Origin of the sequence: Edaphobacter paludis (assembly GCF_039993895.1) — a bacterium.
Classification (GTDB): Bacteria; Acidobacteriota; Terriglobia; order Terriglobales; family Acidobacteriaceae; genus Edaphobacter; species Edaphobacter paludis.
Window position 1 is genome coordinate 3,992,181 of record NZ_CP121194.1, and the last position, 17,994, is coordinate 4,010,174.

Consider the following 17,994-nt stretch of genomic DNA (forward strand, 5'->3'; position numbering starts at 1 on the left):
TCACTGCGGCAGCGGGTTCAAAATCAAAAGTCCATTATACGATGCGGCCCGCCCGAAGGCGCTCTGGGCGGATCTGATCACCGCGATGGCTCGATCGGCGGAAGACCTCTTCCAGCCTGCGTCCCCTAACCTCCGCACCGTAAAATAGTCCAAACACGATGCATCCACAGCATCGCTGGAGGGACGCGGCTTGAAGTTTCTGGGAACACTTTTACTGCTGGTGCTGATCGCCGTGGCCGTCACCGGCTACGTTGTCTACATCCCCTTCGGCCCTCATGCCGAGACCTTCGTCGACATCGCGCCCGGCACCGGGACCCCGGAGATCGCCGCGCAGCTTCAAAAGAATGGCATCATCCGCAGCCGCTATGGCTTCGACCTGCTGCACCTCACTCAACAGGGAACGCTCAAGGCCGGAGAGTACCGCTTCGATCACGCTGCCCCCATGACCGAGGTCTATGCGCGGATCGTACGCGGCGACGTCTACACCATCACCCTCAAGATTCCCGAGGGCTACAACATCTTCGACATCGCCCAGGCCGTCGCCGCCGCCGGGCTTGGCACCCGCGACGCCTTCCTCGCCGCGGAGCGCCAGCACACCGAGTTGATCGCCTGGCTCCCCCAAACCGGCGTGACCGGTGAAAGAATTGCGCCGCAATCGCTCGAGGGCTATCTCTTCCCCGATACCTACTTTTTCTCTCGCCACACCACTCCCGAACAGATGCTCGCCACCATGGTTCGCCGCTTCCGGCGGGCCAGCACCGAGCTCGGCCTCAGCGGAGACATCCAACAGACCGTGATCATGGCCTCCCTCGTAGAGAAAGAGGTCAATCAGGACACCGAACGGCCTCTGGTCGCGGGTGTCTTCACCAATCGGCTCGCGAAGGGAATGCCGCTCGCCACCGATCCGACCGTGATCTATGCCGCGCTGCTTGACCATCGTTGGAGCGGTTCCATCCACACCTCCGATCTGCAGTCCATGTCGCCCTACAACACTTACAAACATGCAGGATTGCCGCCCGGCCCCATCTGCAATCCTGGCATCGCGTCCTTGCGCGCCGCCATGGCCCCGGCAAAGACCGATTACCTCTACTTCGTCAGCGACGCCGCTGGCCATAGCCTCTTCTCCACCGATCTGAAGCAGCATTCAGAGCAGGTGCACGCCTACTGGAACACAGAAAAATCCCGGAACCATTAAGTACACCTACTTCCCACTGAAAATAAGAGAAGCGCAATGGCCCTCCGCAACATCCAATAACACGAAAAGAAAATCGAACCTACCGCGATTGCGTAGGCCACGCTTATCGGCGTGCGTGTGTTCGTGGACAGATATACTCGAAGTTTGTGCTCATGAGTTTAAGAAAAGCGGTAGCGGCGGGATTGATTGGCCTGGTTCCGGCGTTGACCGGATGCCTGACCCATACTCGCATCGTACCCCGAACCCACCTCGCCGAGCTGGTCATCGGTACATCGCTCAACGCCTTGGTCAAACAGATCAACACCCGGTACGACGACCTCCAGACCATGAAGGCCACGGTCGAGATCTCCGCCACAACAGGCGGCGGCCTGCAGGGGAAGGTCACCGAGTCGCCCAACTTCAGCGGCTACATCTTCATGCGCAAGCCCGAAGACCTGCGCGTTATTCTGCTCGTCCCTGTCCTGCGCAATCAGGCGATGGACATGGTGAGCGACGGCAAGACATGGAAGCTTTGGATTCCCCCGAGAAATCGCGCCATGGAAGGCACGAGCCAAGTCACGAAACCGTCGAAAAATGGCCTTGAAAACCTTCGCCCTGCCGTCTTCTTCGGCTCGCTCTTCATCCGCGGTCTTGAGCCCGACGAGATCGCCTCGCTTACATCCGACATCCGCGTCGTTCCCGACCCGAAGAAGAAAAAAGATCTCATCGAAGAGCCGGACTACGAGCTCCAGATCCTCTCCCAGCCAGAGGGCCAGACGGCACACACGCACCGCGTCATCCACATCAGCCGCACCAACCTGGAGCCATTCCAGCAGGACCTTTACGATCCGGACGGCAACATCGTCACCCAGGCCGTGTACAGCAACTACCAGACATTCGATGGGATCTCCTTTCCTACAAAGATCGTCATCACGCGCCCGCTCGACCAGTACAGCCTGACCGTCACCATCACCAAGCTGGCCTTGAACCAGCCGCTCGCCAACGATCAGTTCGATATGAAGATCCCCGACAACGTTCCCGTTCAGAAGATGAACTAGCTTCGATCCGTGTTCCTTCCACTCGCACGACACGTCCTTGCAGGAGTAGCCTGACGGGGAGGATTTCTTCATGCCGTCGATGCCGATGCGTGCGGTTCTCTCCGTGGCTGCGCTGTTGTGCATAGCAGCTCTTCCTGTAGCGCAGTCGCAGAGCACCCCTTCCCAGAAACAGCCTGCAGCGAGCGATGCTCCCACTCTTCACGTCACGTCGCGGCTGGTATTTCTGGACGTCACCGTATTGAACGCGAAGGGCCATCCCGTCGTGAGCGGCCTCACTAAAGACGACTTCACCATTACGCAGGACAAGAAGCCGCAGAGAATATTTTCGTTCGAGGCCCCCGAAGCGCATGTAGTCACAGCCGACGCAGCGGACGATAACCCCGCTGGCAGCGCTCCCGTAACCATCTTCGTCATCGACCAACTGAACTCCACCTTCGAGCAGATGGCCTACATCCGCTATTGCGTGCACAAGTATCTGGCCAAAGAGCCAAAGCAACTGAAGGCCCCCGCAGAGGTAATGGTGATGGGCAACGAGTCGCTGGAGATGGTGCAGGGCTATACCCGCGACAAGAAAGAACTGCTCTCGGCGGTCGACCATATCCCCACAGTGATCCCCTACAAAATGAATGGTTCGTTCTTCAGCGAGCGGTTTGTTCAATCGATCTATGCGCTACAGGAGATTGCGCTGGAGAACCATGGCGTGCCCGGACGAAAGAATATCGTGTGGATCGGCCATGGCGGCCCCAGCCTCTACACCGCTTCCCTCGACAGCAAAATAGTCGATGAAGTCAACGCTCATGTTCACCGCACTGTAAACATGCTGGTCGATTCGCGCATGAGTCTCTTTCTTATCTATCCCGGCCTGGAGGTGAGGAGTCGTCTCGGCACGCCGATAAGCGCGATGTCGGCCGAGCTTGAGATTGGCGACGACGATCCCTTTTCAGGCGACATCAACTTCGGCGTCTTCGTGAATGAGACCGGCGGCAAACTCTTCTATAACCGCAACGACCTTGACCAGCTCATACGAACTTCGGTCGAGCTGGGTTCGCGGTATTACACCCTCACCTACCAGCCGCCCGAGGGCGTAGCCGATGGCAAATTCCGGCGCGTGCGCGTCACCATGCGAAACCCTGCACTGCACGCGCTCACCAAGGCAGGCTACTTCGCGCCGGACAAAACAGCCCCCGCCGATCCACGGGCGAATATTCTCTACAATATCGCCGAAGCCGCGCAAGCCGACGTACCCTTCCAGGGTGTCGGGCTGACGGTCGAGAAGGTGATACGCCATCGCGATACAAACTCCGCCGACATCACGGTGAATCTGAACACGAAGAATCTCGGCTGGCAGGCGGCAGCCGATGGAAAGAACACCGCCGACATAGGTTTCGTCGCAGCAAGCCTATCCGCGCGACGCGATGTGCTGGCTTCAAAGACCGAGGACCTGAGGCTGATCAATAACTCATCTAATCCCGTCCGCACCGAGAAGCCCCACGCGCACCTTACGATGACCCTGCGCGTACCCCGCCGAACCAAATCAGTACGGCTCGTGATCGGCTCTTTAGCAGATGGACGCATGGGCGCCGTCGAGCTTGACCGAAAGGCCATCGACGCCGCTCCCGACATGCCTACTCCGCAGCCGAAGCTGATTCCGCAGCCCGCCAAACAGCTTCCTTCCCCATAAGGGGGGATCGCTTTACCGCGATCTCATATGCTGAATCCGCACCAGAGAGACCTAAGCCCCCTCTGAAATTGTCATCCTTCGCCGCACATGTCATGTTTGGACCTGTTTACGGCAGCGACGAATCCGAACGGCCAGCCCCACTCGGCAAAGCTAACAGCTTGCCTACCAGCAAAGAGAGTCGCTGAATATGCTCTGACAAATCCAGCGCCAGCGCCTTCGCATCGCCGCCGCTCTTAGCCTCGGCGGCCAGATACACCACATTGGTCAGGCTCTGCAAAGGATTGTTGATCTTGTGCGCCAGATCGTTGGCCATGGCCGCAGCAGCCGCGGCGCTCGCCTGCTCCATCAGTATCTTCTGTTGCCGTTGCTGCCTTACGCCCATCGCGGCAAAGTTCGCGAGCACCTGCATCATGCGGCAGTCATCCGCATCGAACGCCTCTGTTCTTCCATGCGCCATTATCCAGATCGTGCCGCGCGTCTCGTCCACCTGCCACGGCAGCAGAAGGCCGTCCGTCACCGTCGGAGCGTCGACGCCCATCAGGTCGAAGAAGCGCTGCGTCACGCGAAAGATCTGCGGCTGCCCCCTCTCCAGGCAGATGCCGCAGGCGCTCGGGTAGCGCGGAAGCGTCGCATTCAAAAATCCCGAGTATTCACCCGCAGTTGCGACCCAGTGGTAAAAATTCTCGTCGGTCCTGTCTTCCCGCTCCATGCTGATGCCGGCGCTGTCGGCACCACACAGATCGACAGCAGCATTCACCAACTCCTGCAAAATCGTATCGGGGTTCGACACAAAGGCCCGGGCCAGCCGATGCATCCCTTCAATCTGGGTCGCCACATCGCGGACATGAAGCCGCCTCTCCGCAAACGAAGAGTCGTTGTGAAGGTCGATCACCTCCAGGCCCGTGTCTTCTGCAGAATTTAAAACGGCCCCGCTCATCTTGCCCTTTCCGCCTGCCACTGCATCCATATCTATGTTGGCTGTTAATCAATTAGCGTGGCAGCGTTCGCCATCTCATAGAGAAGAACTTTATTTCAGAAAGCTAGCCTATCTTAGCGGTTTCGATGCCCCATCGCGGAATATTCGACAACCAAGTGTGAAAGGGCAAATATGCAACTCGGGATGGTGGGATTAGGAAGAATGGGGGCCAACATGGTTCGGCGGCTGGCGCGGCACGGCCACGAGTGTGTCGTCTTCGATATGTCGCCCAAGGCGGTCGATGAGCTGGCAAAGGAAAACGGAGTTGCCGGCTCCTCCTCAATGCAGGATCTCGTCAGCAAACTTAGCAAGCCACGCGCCATCTGGCTGATGATCCCCGCGGGCGTCGTAGATAAAACCATCGCCGCCATAGCTCCGCATCTCGAATCCGGAGACATCCTGATCGACGGCGGTAACTCCTACTACATCGACGACATCCGCCGCTCCAAAGAGCTCGCCCCGAAGGGAATCCAGTACGTCGACGTAGGCACCAGCGGCGGCGTTTGGGGCCTCGATCGCGGCTACTGCATGATGATCGGCGGCACCGAAGCTGCCGTGAAACACCTTGATCCCATCTTCAAGGCCCTCGCGCCGGGCATTGGCGACATCGACCGCACCCCCGGCTATGACAAGATCGGTGGCACCGCCGAACAGGGCTATCTGCATTGCGGCGAAAGCGGCGGCGGCCACTTCGTCAAGATGGTTCACAACGGCATCGAGTACGGCATCATGGCCGCCTATGCCGAGGGCCTGAACGTTCTCAAGGCCGCCAACATCGGCAAGCAGACCGGCGAAGTCGACGCCGAGACGACGCCGTTGCGCGATCCTGACCACTATCAGTACGACTTCGATCTGACTCAGGTCACCGAGGTCTGGAGGCGCGGCAGCGTCATCGCCTCCTGGCTGCTCGATCTCACCGCCTCCGCGCTCACCAAAGATCCCGCGCTCACAAAGTTCTCCGGCCGCGTCTCCGACTCTGGCGAAGGCCGCTGGACGATCAAAGCCGCCATCGACGAGGCCGTCCCCACCCCTGTCCTCACCACCGCTCTCTACGAGCGCTTCAGCTCTCGCGGACAGGCGGACTTCTCCGATAAGCTTCTATCTGCCATGCGCTACGAGTTCGGTGGTCATCTCGAAAAGCCAGCCACAAAGTAGCTTCATAACCTTGAAAGAGAGAGACCCCGAAATATGGATCAACAGCACTCCGACGCGCTTGTCTTCTTCGGCGCCACCGGCGATCTCGCTTACAAAAAGATCTTTCCAGCGCTGCAATCGATGATCAAGCGCGGCACGCTCAACGTTCCCGTCATCGGCGTGGCCAAGGCCGGATGGAACCTCGATCAGCTCAAAGCCCGCGCCAAGGACAGCCTCGAACAGCACGGCGGCCTCGATCCCGCCGCATGGCAGAAGCTCAGCGAGCTTTTGCGCTATGTCGATGGCGACTACGCCGACGCCGCCACCTTCACGGCGGTGCGCAAGGAGCTTGGCTCAGCCCAATTTCCCGCACACTATCTCGCTATCCCACCGTCGCTCTTCGAAAAAGTGGTGGAGCAGCTAGTCCAGTCAGGCTGCGCCAAAGGCGCGCGCATCATCGTCGAGAAGCCCTTCGGCCACGATCTCGCCTCCGCGCAGGCGCTCAATCGAATCCTGCTCTCGGCCTTTCCGGAATCCTCTATCTTCCGCATCGACCACTATCTCGCCAAGGGTCCGGTCCACAACATGGTCTCCTTTCGCTTCTCGAACTCCTTCCTCGAGCCGCTGTGGAACCGTAACTATATTGAGAGCGTCCAGCTCACGATGGCCGAGAGCTTCGGCATCGAGGGCCGCGGCTCGTTCTACGACCAGACCGGAGCCATCCGCGACGTCGTGCAGAACCACATCTTCCAGGTCATGTGCAATCTCGCCATGGAGTGCCCCGCGCGCAACGACGCCGCGTCCATCCGCGACGAGAAGGTCAAGGTGCTCAAGGCCATTCCGCCCATCGACCCGGAGAACCTCGTTCGCGGCCAGTTTCGCGGCTATCTCGACGAAAAGGGCGTCGCCCCCGGCTCGCAGATGGAGACATTCGCCGCTCTCCGCCTGGGCGTGCACTCCTGGCGCTGGGATGGCGTGCCGTTCTACATCCGCGCCGGAAAAGAGCTTCCCGTCACCGTCATGGAGGTGATCGCCCGCTATCGCAAGCCGCCCACCACCAACCTGACCCAGCCCAACACGCCTCAGAACTACATGCGCTTCCGCGTCAGCCCCGAAACCACAGTAGCCATGGGCGTCTCCGCCGCCGCCCCCACCGGAACAGGCAGGCGCGACGAGATAGAGATGGTAGCCAGCCGCCACCCGTGTCCCGACGAGATGGAGGCCTACGAGCGCGTGCTCGGTGACGCGATGGCAGGCGACGCCACCCTCTTCGCCCGCCAGGACTACGTCGAAGAAGCCTGGCGAATCGTCGATCCCGTCCTGAAAGCAAGCACCCCGGTCTACCCCTACGAAACGCATACCTGGGGCCCGAAACAGGTAAACCAAACCGTCCTTCCTCCCGGCGGATGGGACCAACCCCAACAAGACGAACCCGAAGACTTCCGCATCGTCAAACCGCAAGAATAGCCTCCGCTCCCCTCGGCTCACATCATCTCGACCGGATCCGGGGGTAGCGGAGACACACCTGTATTTCGCCGTTGTTCTTGCCGCTGCCTGTTCCTCAACAAACACCCTTCAGCGCAAATTATCCGGCTCCCAGGCCCAATCGGGCACCGGCGCGCCGAACGGTCTCGGCGAAGCCCCCGGCGGCGTGGTGATGTCGCCTTTGTTCTGTTTCAACTTCGCATAAGCCTCGACTACATGCGGAGGAAACGAAGGCATCTGCGCCTCCAGCTCTCCGATTAGCTCCGTCACCAACTCGGGATGAAACTTCGCTACGTCGTAGCTCTCCGCCGGGTCACGCGACAGGTCATACAGCTCCGGATGCTGCAACCAGGCGCTCCCCCGCGCGCCCGTCGTCCTGTCGTTGATGTAGATCTCGCCCTTGACGCCCTGCGCCACGCGCAGCTTCCACGACTCCTTGCGAATGCAATGCACGTCAAGCCCGCCATTGCCCATGGCGCTGAAATAAATCAGCGGCTTCCGCTCCACCGCTCCCTCATGTCCCAGCAACACCTTCGAGACGTCAACCCCATCAAGCGGTTTCTGCGGCAATCCCAGCCCGCACAACGAAGCCATCGTGGGCAGCATATCCAGGTTCGAGCACCACGTCTCCACCACCTTGCCCGGCGCAATCACTCCCGGCCACATCGCCAGAAACGGCACGCGAAACCCACCCTCGAACGTCGAAGCCTTGCGTCCGCGCAGCAGCCCCGGACTGCCCTGGTACCAGGGCCCATGATCGCTCGTAAAGCAGATCAGCGTATCGCCGCTCAGGCCCTTCTGCTCGACCGCGCGCACAATCTCGCCCACGCTCCAGTCGATCTCGGCGACCGCATCGCCATAGTCTCCCAGCCCGGTCTTGCCGCGAAACCGTTGCGACGCCCGCGCTGGATCGTGCGGATAAGAAAACCCAAGATAGAGAAAGAAGGGATGCTCGCTGTTCTGCTCGCCGATATACTTCACCGCCTCCTCGGTATAACGCGGCGTCAGCAGATCGCGGTCGGTGTTCTGCTCAAGGATCTCCGTGTCCCGCATCAGCGGCAGCGGGTTCATGTCGTCGCTGTAAGGCACGCCATAGAACGAGTCGAAGCCCCGGCTGGTCGGCAGATACTCCTTCGCCTGCCCCAGATGCCACTTGCCGATCGCTTTGCTCCTGTAGCCGGCGTCATGAAACAGGTTGGAAAGAAAGGTCTCATCGAGCGACGTGCCCTCTGCCGCCGCCCCCGGCGTGAACGGCCCAAAGGCTCCAGTCGTCCCTGTGCGCTGGCCATAACGCCCCGTCATCACCGCCGACCGTGACGCCGAGCAGATAGGATGCCCCGCATTGAAGTGCGTAAAGCGCAACCCATGCGCAGCCATGCTGTCGAGATTCGGCGTAGGCAGCTTCGACCCGTAGCAGCCGGGATCGCCGTACCCCAGGTCATCGCAGATCATGAAGATCACATTCGGCCGCCGCCGCGGCGCGCCCACCTTCGCAACAGAAGCGCCCTCATGCGCAGCCAGCGCAAACGAACCCACCGGAGCAGCCGCAACACCAGAAGACATCAGAGCAATAAACTTTCGCCGGTCCATCATCTCTCCCCAAAGGAATGACGAAATTATAGGCTGCTGTTGTCAACGGATTACGGAGCTATAGCCACGCAAATTATTACTTCTTTAGATAGATACCCTCTCTAAATTTATCCGCAGCGCGCCCACTACATCTATTGCGATGAAGCAGAGAATCGCCAATATGTGAAGCTGCCTTGCGTAGCAGGAACAAGACTGAATCGAGGCGGCGACTTACTATTCAGCTCAAGAACCTGGCTCATATCGTCCAGCACAGGACGCACGGTGAGAAAGTAATCATGGCCTAGAAAGTTCATGGGAAGATTGGAAACATCCACCTCATCCACGCCCTTGAGCGGAACGACGGGCGGCATCTCGCCAACAGCATCGACGCCATTGACCTTGTGCGAAAGCCACATAGCCAAATCCTTGTGCGAGCCGTACATCGTGACGCGCTTGATCGTATTGGAGGCAAGCAGCGGCGGCATGATCTGCATAAAACGGCCCTCGTCGATATCGGGCGCAGCCATAATGACTTGCCCCAGAGCTGGCAATCGGTTCTGAAGCTGCAGACGATTCAACGCCTCCAGAAGCAGCCGGTTGCCCATCGAGTGAGCGATGATGTTGACGGTGACGGCACCCGTTCTCCCCGCAAGATTGTGAAGAAACTCGGCAAGACTTTCAATGGAGTTATTCATCGAAGTGCGGTCGGCGGTATAGTCCACCAACCCATCCTTCGACGGCCAGTCATACATCATGGGAACGCCGACGAAGTGGGTATCGTAAGCAAGCTGTGCGGTCTTATAGATATCTTCCTTAAAGCTGTTATTGAATCCGTGAATGAAGACAAAGACTTGCCGCCCCGGAGCTTCGGCGGAGACCTGGAGAATCAGATTGTTATAAAAATCAGTTTCGCTCAGCAGAGGCGCAAAGCTGGCACTGAAATCCTGAGGGCTGTAACGCCAATACACCGGGTCGCCTACAAACATGCGCTTGTGAGTCGTTGGCACTGTAACCGAAGCGATCCCGTAGCGAAGATGCCCGTCCGGGCTGCGGGCAGAACCAAACAAGGCGGCGGTGCCGGGAAGATAGTTGCGCTCCGTGACGAAATAGACCTTGATATGAACCGACTTCCGAGTTTGTGGATTCTGCACAGAAGGGGTTGATATGGCATGGTGTCCCGAGAGATTGGTTCCGAGGGATCCGGCTTTTTGCGGGGGAGGTGACGTATTGCCGCTATCTACCTGCACCTCCTGTTTGGCCTGCGGTGCATTCTCGCTCCTGCCTGTTGCACCACCACGAATAATCTCGTCGAACCTCTCAGCACTTTGGGCGGCAGCCGCCGGGCTTCTTACCGCCATGTTGGTCTCATTCTCAGGCCTGAAAACCGGATAAGGATCGACATATGTGTCGCTCGCCGCCACACGCGCCTTCAGCTCAATGGAGACGGTACATATCTCCTTCTTGTCGGCATCGCTGGCAGCTACCAGATAGGTCCCCTCATCGTAAGGGCCGAATTGAAGGCGGATACGTCGCGTCTGTTCGTCAAGCTCCATCCCGTCCACGGACCATGCGATATGAGTGGCGTTCGGTGCGAGCGTGTCCGGAATGGCGACGGAAATCTCATACTCGTCCGACTGCTGGCTGAGGCATGGTGGCGCGGAAACCGCCATCGTCATAGACGGTGTGGCCAGGCTGAAGAGGAGAAACAGGGAAGACGCAAGAGGAGTAAAACATTGCTTCATGGCAACACCTCTGGGGCCCGGTGGACAACACGATACAGCAAAACCGGGCATTCGGTGAACGATCGTGAATCAACATCCCATTCGCCCCATCCCACCCGGCGACGGCATTACCGCCCCACCCTAGTACACTAAAGATTGACTAATGTTTATTGACGAAGCACGAATCCGAATCAAGGCCGGCGACGGCGGCAATGGCTGCATGGCCTTTCGCCGCGAGAAGTTCGTTCCCCGCGGAGGTCCCTCCGGCGGCGACGGCGGCCATGGCGGCGACATTCTCATGTCCTCGTCCCTCAGCCACAACACCCTCGTCCACTTCCGCTTCAACCCCGAGTACAAGGCGCAGCGCGGAGGCCACGGCCTCGGCTCCAACTGTTCCGGCTACGCAGGCGAACACACCACGCTGAAGGTTCCCGTCGGCACCCTGCTCTACGACGACGACACCGGCGAGCTGATCCACGACTTCACCCGCCCCGACGAGACCATCGTCATCGCCCGCGGCGGACGCGGCGGACGCGGCAACCAGCACTTCGCCACCAGCACCCACCAGGCTCCCCGCGAGCACGAACTGGGCCGCGCCGGCGAGGCGCGAAACTATCGCCTCGAACTGCGCCTGCTCGCCGATGCCGGACTCGTCGGCTATCCCAATGTAGGCAAATCGACGCTGATCTCGCGCCTCTCCGCCGCCAGGCCCAAGATCGCCAACTACGCCTTCACCACGCTCGAGCCAAATCTCGGTGTCGTCCAGGTCGGGGAATTCCCGCATACCGAATCCTTCACCGTCGCCGATCTCCCCGGTCTCATCGAAGGCGCGCACCTCGGCCACGGCCTCGGTATCCAGTTCCTCAAACACATCGAGCGCACCAGCGTCATCGTCCACCTCGTCGACGTCTCCGACTCGAGTGCCACCGAAGGCACCGCACGCCCCGACGCCGTCGCCGACTTCAAGGTCATCACCGAAGAACTGCGCAGCTTCGACCCCTCGCTCGTCACCCGTCCCACCATCGTCGTCGCCGCCAAGTGCGACGTAGCCAACCCCGACAAGCTCAAAAAGCTCGCCGCCATGGCCAAGCGCCGCAAGCTCCCCTTCTTCGCCATCTCCGCCGTCACCGGCGAGGGCATCGAACCCCTGAAGTACGCCATCGCCGAAGCCGTTGCGGCCCATCGCCCCGCTCACATTGAGCTCGAAGCTGCTGCCACATCCACGGCCAAGCGTAAGCCCAACTACCCTCCGCCCGCGCCCTCCGCCCGAGGCCGCACTTAGCCGGCCATCACCCTTTTCCAGCCATCCCCCTTTTCCTTGTAACCCTCCTATTTTGTTGTCATCCTTCGCCGCAGGCGGAGGATCTGCGTTTGTCGTTGCCTGTTCTTCCGCGTTCCTCCGCGAAGATCCGCAGTCGCCCTATCGCTTTAGATCGGTGACATCGGGTAAAGTCGTTCAGCCCTTGTACTCTTCGTTCGACGACGTCGCATCGAAGTCCAACTCCAGCGGCTGGATCAGCGGCATCAGCCACTCTCCCAGCGCCTGATGGACAGGATGCGGGAAATAGGCGTCCAGCGCAGCCTTATCGGTAAACTTCATCACACCGCCAAACTCATGGCCCTGTCCGCGCGGGGAGATATTTACCCCCACATGCGTCTCAAGCAGCCCGGGAATCTTTCCCTGCAATGCCAGAATCTCCCTCTTTGCCCGCTTCTTCTGCTCTTCGGTCGTTCCCTCCACCCACCGGAACGCGAACGCGTGAATATACATGCACTAACTCCTCAATTTTGATCTGCGGCAGTGAATCGACTGAAGGCGCCCCAGCGAAGCCATGCGCGGCGCTGAGCACTTCTCTTGCCTTCCAAAATACCATCTCACGCCTCGCCATCTGTCACCAAACCCTTCAGCCAACGGGAGCTGATGGCGCGAGTTCAAGCTGCGATCCGGAGGCGGCGCAAGACGGCGACGCAAGCGATCTACAACTTCGGCGACTGTGACGTCGACTTTTTGAAGATGAGCGTACGGCGCGGCGGCAAGCCGGTTGCGCTTACCTCACATGAGTTCAAACTGCTTAAATTTTTCACCGACAACGCGGAGAGGGTTCCTATCCTTGATATTTCCGGCATCTCAGCGATAGATCGTGAAACTGCTTACGACGCGGCTGATCACACCCTGCGGGCTCGGCGCATCCGGCCGCAGCCCAAGGGCAAGCGACGAATATAACCCAAGCAATTGACCGAAGATCACATCCACCGGCGGACGATACGCATCCGGAAACGATCCATCGATCGCATGGTACACATCACACAGCGGAGCAATCTCTTCGCGGTCCGATGCCAGCCCCACCACAATGCACGATGCCGTAATCTTCTTCGCCTGAATTTCGCGCAGCAGGTCTGCTTCGTAGCGGAACCGCGTGCTTTCCGACGACAGGAAAAGCACCAGGTCAGTCTCGCGATCGAGCGCCGCCATCGGCCCATGACGCAGTCCCAGCGCGGCGATCGCCATCGTCTTCACCTGTCCGCCCGACATCTCCAGCACCTTCAGCGCGGACTCCTTCGCCACTGCGGCCAGCGCTCCCGAACCCAGCATGCAGATGCGAGGCTTGCGCCGCTGCACCGTGCTCTGCGCCAGCTCAGCCGAGCTGTTCAAAAACTTCGTAGAGGCGGCAATCATCGCATGCAGAATGTCCCTGTATTCCTCGAGACTCCACGCATGCGCCAGACATTGGCCCATCACCACCATGTTCGTGAACGAGCTGGTCATCGCCAGGCTGCGATCATTCACCGCATCGTCCAGGATCACACCGCAGACGCGCTCATAGTTTGCAGACACCGTCAACATGCGCGCATTCGGGTTGCAGGTCACAACAAGGTGCGAAATCTCAGGATAGGCTTCGAGCGTCTGCTCCAGTACACTCACCCCTTCTGGCGAATCTCCCGAACGCGAAAACGAAATCCAGAGATAGCGCCGGCCCGGAATCACATACTCGGCAAGGCTTGGCAGAAGATCCGTACTTGCCACCGCGCTCGCTTCGCATCCCCAGCGCTGCCGCAGAAGCAGTGCCAGCGACTCGCCAATATAATCGGAAGTCCCCGCGCCTACAAGCATCACAATCGGCCGCTCTTCCAATGCCGCCGTCACCCCCGCCGCCTGCAGGAAATCCCGGATCCGCTGCTGTTCTGCCTCGAAGATCTGCAACGTCTTCAACCACGTGCGTGGTTGCTGCTCAATCTCTCGCGCCGTAAAGATCAGACCTCGTTCTTCTTGTTCCGAGATCGGTAACTCGAGCAAACTAAGCAGCGGATCCACGGAATCATCTCCTAAATCAAGACTTGCAAAAATAAAACGAAGCTAAACACAACAAATAATAACATAATTTGCTTGCGGTTAAGCCCAGCCACGAAGGCAACGCCTCCGGCGCGAACCTCAGCTTCGCTTCGATCCGTCGCAGCAACCCAGTCCGCTCGTATCTCTGATGGACCAGATGAAAGCGTGTGCTCTTAAGCAGGTCCAGCGCCGCCTGCGAATCTCCGCGCCGGATTCGATCCCATCCGGGTCATGCGCCGTAGGAATTGCCCCTGTCGGCACCAGTGGGTGCGTCAGTAGCACCTCGGTCGTCTCTGCGAATGCGAGCATCTTCAGGCGCAACCCTTCACCTCGGCTGCATCGAGCCGACCCTCAAGCATGTGAATCAACAGCCCCTCTTTAATACCGGCCCGTTCGGTATCTTTCGTGACGATCGACGATTAGAAATGATACGGAAGAAAATACTAACAAAACGAAAGCAGAAACAACCCGAGGTAGTAGCGTGGCCAGACAGACCCTAAGACGTCCACTTATTTGCCGATGCAGAAGGTACTGAAGATCAAGTGGATAATATCGTCGGTCGTCGTAACGCCCGTAAGCGCATCCAGCGATTGCAGCGACTCATACAGATCGAGCAGCAGCATCTCGTGAGGAATGGCCGCATTGACCGCTCGATGCGCGCGGCTCAGAGCCGCCAGCGAGTTCGATACCGCCTGCTGCTGCCGGAGATTGGTCAGCAGGGCCGTGTCACTGCTGGGCGCGCCTGCCGTGATGACCCCAAGAATGGCGCTGCGCAGTTCGGCGACACCTTCACCCGTCAATGCGGACGTAGCAATAGCGGTGTGAGAAGAGTGCTCAAGCAGACGCGAGCTCGGAGCGAGGTCGCGCTTATTCACTGCGATCAGCAAAGGCCGCGCCGTGTGCGCCGCAATGGCCGCTTCATCTTCCGCGTGCAGCGGCGCCGTCGCATCGAGCACAAGGAGCACGATATCGGCCTCGGCCATCGCTTCGCGCGACTTGGCGATGCCGATGGTCTCCGCCTCGTCCGTCGCATCGCGAAGGCCAGCGGTGTCGATCAGCTCTAATGGAATCCCTTCGAGCGAGACCCGCTCCGTCACAAGATCACGCGTCGTTCCGGGAGCGGCGGTAACAATAGCGCGATCGCGCTGAACAAGGCAGTTGAAGAGGGAAGACTTGCCTGCGTTCGGCCTCCCCACAATGGCCAGCGTGAAACCATCGCGGACAATGCGTCCATACCCAAACGTCTCTTCCAGCGCGCGAAGCGGCGCCTGCACTGCCTCGATCTGCGCAATGATCTCGGCCGCCGGAAGCAGATCGATATCGTCTTCAGCAAAGTCGATCCCCGCTTCCAGAGTAGCGATCAGGTGGACCAGCTTCTCTTTGATCGGCGCAATCTGTCGCGAAAGCGCGCCGCCAAGTTGCTGCGCGGCCACACGCGCCTGATGCAGCGTCGTCGATTCGATCAGATCGTGCACCGCTTCGGCCTGCGTAAGATCGAGTCGTCCGGCAAGAAACGCCCGCTGCGTAAACTCGCCGGGCTCGGCCAGTCGCGCACCGTTGCGAATGCAGCTGCGAAGAATATGGTTGAGCAACACAGGCGAGCCGTGCGCGGCGATCTCCACAATATCCTCAGAGGTGTAGGAGTTGGGGCTCTCAAAAAAAGTGACGATAGCTTCGTCGAGCACCGCATTATCTTCCACGTCGAGAACTTCGGCGAACCGGGCTTGCCCATGCGCCAGCGAGTGACGCAGCTTCAGCAGCGGCAGGGCAACGGCGCGTGCATCCGGGCCGGAGAGGCGCAGGATCCCGATACCTCCGCGTCCGGGCGGAGTAGAGATTGCTGCAATCGTGTCGTTGGCGAGGTCGCTCATACTAATTCGATTGTCACTCTTTTCGTGTACTTACACTGCAAAGGGCTTAACCCCGAGGGAAGTTTTTCATGCCCTGCGAGCTGAGTAGAATGTTGGGCGTAGAAGTTTTGTCCAACGAGGTGAAGATGAAATTCAAACTGGTGCTGTCTGTATGCGTGCTGCTTGGGTGCATGGGTGTAGCTTTTGCCCAGGACAACTACTTTGACAACTGGCCCGCGGGCGTCGCTCCGCAGCAGGTAGGCAAGGCCCTCGCAGAGCACTTCGTAACCAGTCCGCACCAGTACACCAAAACCATCCACTACTCCGAGGTCTGCGCCTGGTACGGCGCGCTCACCTTTGCCCAGCTCACCCACGACGACGCGCTGCGGCAGGCGCTCATCAAGCGGTTCGAGCCGCTGATGCCGAACGGCGCAGAGGCCGACCGAATTCCGAAACGCCATCACGTAGACGACGAGATCTTCGGCGTAGTGCCTCTCGAAATTGCCATCCAGACGAAAGACCCCAAGTACCTCGCCTTCGGCAAATCCTTCGCCGACAGCCAGTGGGACCATCCGCTACCCGACGGCCTCTCCGACGAGACGCGTTACTGGATCGACGACATGTACATGCTGACCATGCTGCAGCTCGAAGCCTACCGCGCCACCGGCGACAAGAAGTATCTCGACCGCGATGCCAAAGAGATGGTCGCGTATCTCGACAAGTTGCAGCAACCAAACGGACTCTTCTTCCACGCTCCTGATGTGAAGTACTTCTGGGGGCGCGGCGACGGGTGGGTCGCAGCCGGCATGGCGGAGATGCTGCGAACGCTGCCCGAAGATCATCCTGACCGTGCGCGAATCCTGAAGGGTTACAGTCTCATGATGAGCGCGCTGCTGCAGTATCAGGGCAAGGATGGCATGTGGCGCGAGCTGATCGACAAGGACGATGCCTGGCCTGAAAGCTCAAGCTCGGCGATGTTCAGCTTCGCCATGATCACCGGCGTGAAACACGGCTGGCTCGATGCCAAAACCTACGGCCCGGCAGCACGCAAGAGCTGGATCGCCGTGGTCGGATACGTCGACCAGAACAGCGACGTAACCCAGGTCTGCGAGGGCACAGGCAAGAAGGACGACATGCAGTACTACTACCAGCGCAAGCGGCGCACCGGCGACTTCCACGGCCAGGCCCCCGTCATGTGGGCCGCCGATGCTTTGTTGCGAGATGGCGAGTAGACCTGTGGGTTACGCAGAAGAGTGAAGGCTTCGTTAAGATGGAAGCTATGGCAACACACTTTTCCAACGAGGCGCTGAAATTTCTGCGAGGGTTGAAGCGCAACAACGACCGCGAATGGTTTGCCGCGCGCAAGGACATTTACGAGCGCGAACTGAAAGCCCCTATGCTGGCGCTGGTTGCCGAAGTAAACGACGCGATGATCGAGTTCGCGCCGGAGAATGTGCGCGCACCGCAGAAGGCGCTGATGCGCATCTACCGCGACATCCGCTTCAGCAAGGACAAACGCCCCTACAAAATCCACCAGGGCGCATGGTGGGTGCGGCAGGGCCTGGAGAAGACCTCCGGCGGCGGCTTTTACTTTGAAGTCAGCGGTACCGAAGTGACCATCGCCGCAGGAGTATTTATGCCGGAGCGCGAACAACTGCTGGCCATCCGCCGACACCTTGTAGAACATCATGAAGAACTGCGCCGCTCGCTCGCCGGCAAGAAGCTCAAGGCTGCAATGCCGCAGATCGACGCAGTACGTCTCACCCGTCCACCCAAGGGCTTTGCCGCAGACGACCCCGCAATGGACCTCCTCTTGTGCAAAGAATGGGGCGTGATGGCGCAGCTTCCCGCGGAATTCGCTCTGCGTCCCACACTGGTAAAGGACATCGTTACCCATTTCAAGTTAGCCGCGCCCATCGTGGCCCTGCTCAACGCCCCGCTGATACCGAAGCCACGCAAGGCGCTCTTCTAGCAGAACTTGCCATCGATTGGCACCGATTTAGAACCACCTGCTT

At 59.4% G+C, this 17,994-nt stretch carries 15 protein-coding genes; 8 read left to right on the plus strand and 7 right to left on the minus strand.

All coding sequences use genetic code 11. The features are described from left to right. Positions 1-190 precede the first annotated feature (190 nt). The 3 genes from mltG to P4G45_RS16700 all read left to right on the plus strand — a co-directional run bounded on the left by mltG (position 191) and on the right by P4G45_RS16700 (position 3,913). Positions 191-1,195, plus strand: coding sequence for an endolytic transglycosylase MltG (gene mltG, locus P4G45_RS16690; RefSeq protein WP_348267602.1), 1,005 nt, complete (start codon positions 191-193; stop codon positions 1,193-1,195). Between the two features lie 152 nt (positions 1,196-1,347). Beyond that, complete coding sequence (locus P4G45_RS16695) at positions 1,348-2,232, plus strand: DUF4292 domain-containing protein (RefSeq protein WP_348267603.1); 885 nt, start codon at positions 1,348-1,350, stop codon at positions 2,230-2,232. A gap of 70 nt (positions 2,233-2,302) precedes the next feature. Further along, a complete protein-coding gene (locus tag P4G45_RS16700) occupies positions 2,303-3,913 on the plus strand; it encodes a VWA domain-containing protein (RefSeq protein WP_348267604.1) in 1,611 nt (536 codons plus the stop codon). A 106-nt stretch (positions 3,914-4,019) separates the two neighbouring features. Here the strand turns inward: P4G45_RS16700 and P4G45_RS16705 are convergent, their stop codons facing one another. Then, a complete protein-coding gene (locus P4G45_RS16705; protein WP_348267605.1) occupies positions 4,020-4,871 on the minus strand; it encodes a GAF domain-containing protein in 852 nt (283 codons plus the stop codon). 150 nt (positions 4,872-5,021) lie between these two features. On the opposite strand from P4G45_RS16705, the gene gnd reads away from it, so the two are divergent. Then, complete coding sequence (gene gnd / locus P4G45_RS16710) at positions 5,022-6,044, plus strand: phosphogluconate dehydrogenase (NAD(+)-dependent, decarboxylating) (protein ID WP_348267606.1); 1,023 nt, start codon at positions 5,022-5,024, stop codon at positions 6,042-6,044. 33 nt (positions 6,045-6,077) lie between these two features. Continuing rightward, complete coding sequence (gene zwf, locus P4G45_RS16715; protein WP_348267607.1) at positions 6,078-7,490, plus strand: glucose-6-phosphate dehydrogenase; 1,413 nt, start codon at positions 6,078-6,080, stop codon at positions 7,488-7,490. Positions 7,491-7,598: 108 nt separating this feature from the next. Here zwf and P4G45_RS16720 read toward each other — a convergent pair whose 3' ends face one another. Both P4G45_RS16720 and P4G45_RS16725 read right to left on the minus strand, forming a co-directional pair. Further along, positions 7,599-9,101 (minus strand): sulfatase-like hydrolase/transferase, encoded by a 1,503-nt coding sequence (locus P4G45_RS16720; protein ID WP_348267608.1) that lies wholly within the window; start codon positions 9,099-9,101, stop codon positions 7,599-7,601. Between the two features lie 128 nt (positions 9,102-9,229). Beyond that, a complete protein-coding gene (locus P4G45_RS16725; protein ID WP_348267609.1) occupies positions 9,230-10,819 on the minus strand; it encodes an alpha/beta hydrolase in 1,590 nt (529 codons plus the stop codon). A 142-nt stretch (positions 10,820-10,961) separates the two neighbouring features. On the opposite strand from P4G45_RS16725, the gene obgE reads away from it, so the two are divergent. Continuing rightward, complete coding sequence (obgE, locus tag P4G45_RS16730) at positions 10,962-12,080, plus strand: GTPase ObgE (protein WP_348267610.1); 1,119 nt, start codon at positions 10,962-10,964, stop codon at positions 12,078-12,080. A gap of 174 nt (positions 12,081-12,254) precedes the next feature. Here the strand turns inward: obgE and P4G45_RS16735 are convergent, their stop codons facing one another. From P4G45_RS16735 to mnmE, 4 genes are all read right to left on the minus strand, one after another. Continuing rightward, the gene (locus P4G45_RS16735) at positions 12,255-12,569 is read right to left on the minus strand and encodes a Dabb family protein (protein ID WP_348267611.1); all 315 of its coding nucleotides are present in this window, start codon (positions 12,567-12,569) and stop codon (positions 12,255-12,257) included. 357 nt (positions 12,570-12,926) lie between these two features. After that, on the minus strand, positions 12,927-14,111 hold the full coding sequence (locus tag P4G45_RS16740) for an SIS domain-containing protein (RefSeq protein ID WP_348267612.1): 1,185 nt from the start codon (positions 14,109-14,111) through the stop codon (positions 12,927-12,929). Between the two features lie 117 nt (positions 14,112-14,228). After that, a complete protein-coding gene (locus tag P4G45_RS16745; RefSeq protein ID WP_348267613.1) occupies positions 14,229-14,438 on the minus strand; it encodes a hypothetical protein in 210 nt (69 codons plus the stop codon). A gap of 200 nt (positions 14,439-14,638) precedes the next feature. After that, positions 14,639-16,000 (minus strand): tRNA uridine-5-carboxymethylaminomethyl(34) synthesis GTPase MnmE, encoded by a 1,362-nt coding sequence (gene mnmE / locus P4G45_RS16750; protein WP_348267614.1) that lies wholly within the window; start codon positions 15,998-16,000, stop codon positions 14,639-14,641. 125 nt (positions 16,001-16,125) lie between these two features. On the opposite strand from mnmE, the gene P4G45_RS16755 reads away from it, so the two are divergent. Continuing rightward, entirely contained in the window at positions 16,126-17,211 is a 1,086-nt protein-coding gene (locus tag P4G45_RS16755; RefSeq protein ID WP_348267615.1) for a glycoside hydrolase family 88 protein, read from the plus strand. A gap of 47 nt (positions 17,212-17,258) precedes the next feature. Then, entirely contained in the window at positions 17,259-17,951 is a 693-nt protein-coding gene (locus P4G45_RS16760; protein ID WP_348267616.1) for a DUF2461 domain-containing protein, read from the plus strand. Positions 17,952-17,994 lie beyond the last annotated feature (43 nt).

Bases quoted from the DNA above. Each gene is read 5' to 3' on its own strand.
- P4G45_RS16720 (WP_348267608.1), bottom strand. From the start codon at position 9,101: ATGATGGACCGGCGAAAGTTTATTGCTCTGATGTCTTCTGGTGTTGCG.
- P4G45_RS16735 (WP_348267611.1), bottom strand. From the start codon at position 12,569: ATGTATATTCACGCGTTCGCGTTCCGGTGGGTGGAGGGAACGACCGAA.
- mnmE (WP_348267614.1), bottom strand. From the start codon at position 16,000: ATGAGCGACCTCGCCAACGACACGATTGCAGCAATCTCTACTCCGCCC.
- P4G45_RS16755 (WP_348267615.1), top strand. From the start codon at position 16,126: ATGAAATTCAAACTGGTGCTGTCTGTATGCGTGCTGCTTGGGTGCATG.
- P4G45_RS16760 (WP_348267616.1), top strand. From the start codon at position 17,259: ATGGCAACACACTTTTCCAACGAGGCGCTGAAATTTCTGCGAGGGTTG.
- zwf (WP_348267607.1), top strand. From the start codon at position 6,078: ATGGATCAACAGCACTCCGACGCGCTTGTCTTCTTCGGCGCCACCGGC.
- P4G45_RS16745 (WP_348267613.1), bottom strand. From the start codon at position 14,438: ATGCTCGCATTCGCAGAGACGACCGAGGTGCTACTGACGCACCCACTG.
- P4G45_RS16700 (WP_348267604.1), top strand. From the start codon at position 2,303: ATGCCGTCGATGCCGATGCGTGCGGTTCTCTCCGTGGCTGCGCTGTTG.
- P4G45_RS16695 (WP_348267603.1), top strand. From the start codon at position 1,348: ATGAGTTTAAGAAAAGCGGTAGCGGCGGGATTGATTGGCCTGGTTCCG.
- P4G45_RS16725 (WP_348267609.1), bottom strand. From the start codon at position 10,819: ATGAAGCAATGTTTTACTCCTCTTGCGTCTTCCCTGTTTCTCCTCTTC.
- obgE (WP_348267610.1), top strand. From the start codon at position 10,962: ATGTTTATTGACGAAGCACGAATCCGAATCAAGGCCGGCGACGGCGGC.
- gnd (WP_348267606.1), top strand. From the start codon at position 5,022: ATGCAACTCGGGATGGTGGGATTAGGAAGAATGGGGGCCAACATGGTT.